Source organism: uncultured Caballeronia sp., from assembly GCF_964243625.1.
Lineage (GTDB): Bacteria > Pseudomonadota > Gammaproteobacteria > Burkholderiales > Burkholderiaceae > Caballeronia.
In genome coordinates this window covers 1-1,122 of the sequence record NZ_CAXTGZ010000534.1, presented here as the reverse complement: position 1 = coordinate 1,122, position 1,122 = coordinate 1, and the positions used below count along the sequence as shown (strand labels likewise).

General features: G+C 63.9%; 2 pseudogenes (1 of these 2 only partly in view). One reads left to right on the top strand and one right to left on the bottom strand.

Going from position 1 to position 1,122, the window contains the following annotated elements:
* A pseudogene (locus ACFFAR_RS26430) lies at window positions 1–355 on the top strand (branched-chain amino acid ABC transporter substrate-binding protein); it begins 810 nt to the left of the window's first position.
* Between the two features lie 95 nt (window positions 356–450).
* Here ACFFAR_RS26430 and ACFFAR_RS26425 read toward each other — a convergent pair.
* Window positions 451–1,122: pseudogene (locus ACFFAR_RS26425) on the bottom strand (MFS transporter); the annotation flags it as partial.

Below are 1,122 nucleotides of genomic sequence, written 5' to 3'. Positions count from 1 at the left end.
GGCCGACCTGGCAGGCGATGCAGCCGACAACGTAGTCTGCTCGGAAGCCGGCATGGCGCTCGAGAAGATGGAAGGCGGCCCGGCATTCGCGGCCAAGTTCCAGAAGCGTTTCGGTGCGCCGATCCAGATCTACGCGCCGTTCACGTATGACGCGGTGTACATCATTGTCGATGCAATGAAGCGCGCCAACTCGACCGATCCGGCAAAGATCGTCGCAGCAATGCCGAATACGGATTACAAGGGCGTGATTGGCGAGACGACCTTCGATTCGAAGGGCGACCTGAAGCACGGCGTGATCTCGTTGTACGACTACAAGGGCGGCAAGAAGACGCTGCTGGACGTGGTCAAGATGTAATCTCGCGGGCGGCGCGGTCCGGTCTGTTGATCGCGTTGCCTTCGTTGTTTTTCAAGATATAAGGAACGCGCTGATTGCAAAGTCAGCGCGTTTTTTTATAGCTTGAGTTGTTTCATCATTCGCGGGCCCACGAGCGCAATCAGCGCCGAGCACGCTGCGACCACCGAAAGCCCAATGGGCAGCGAACTGATCTGCGCCACGCCGCCGATCAACACGGGCCCGAACAGCAAGCCGAAGTAAGCCAGGCCGGCGACCTGCGCGAGCCCTTCCGCGGGGCTCACGCCTTCCACGCGCGCCGCCGCGGCAAACAGCACCGGCATCATGTTGGCGAGGCCGAGGCCCATCAGCGTGAAACCGGCCAGCGTGACCACCGCGTTGGGGAAGACGAGCGCGGCCACCATCCCGATAAACGCCAGCGCCGCGCTCGCGAAGATCAGTTGCGGCGCGCCGAAGCGAGCCCGCACGGTGTCTCCGCCGAAACGCCCCGCCGCCATGCCGCCGGTGAACGCCGCGTACGCCGCGCTCGACAAAGCCGGCGTCGCCAGCACCACGTCGCGCATATAAACGGTCGCCCAGTCGTACATGGCGCCTTCCGCGATCAGCGCAATCAAAGCCAGCGCGCCGAGCGCCCACAGCGCCCGGGAACGCCATCTGTTCGACGATGATCCGCCGTGCGCGTCGTCGGCGTGAGGAACGTGCGGCAACACATTGGGCATCGATACCAGCAGCACGGCCAGACTCACCGCGCACGCGAGCGCAAGATGCGC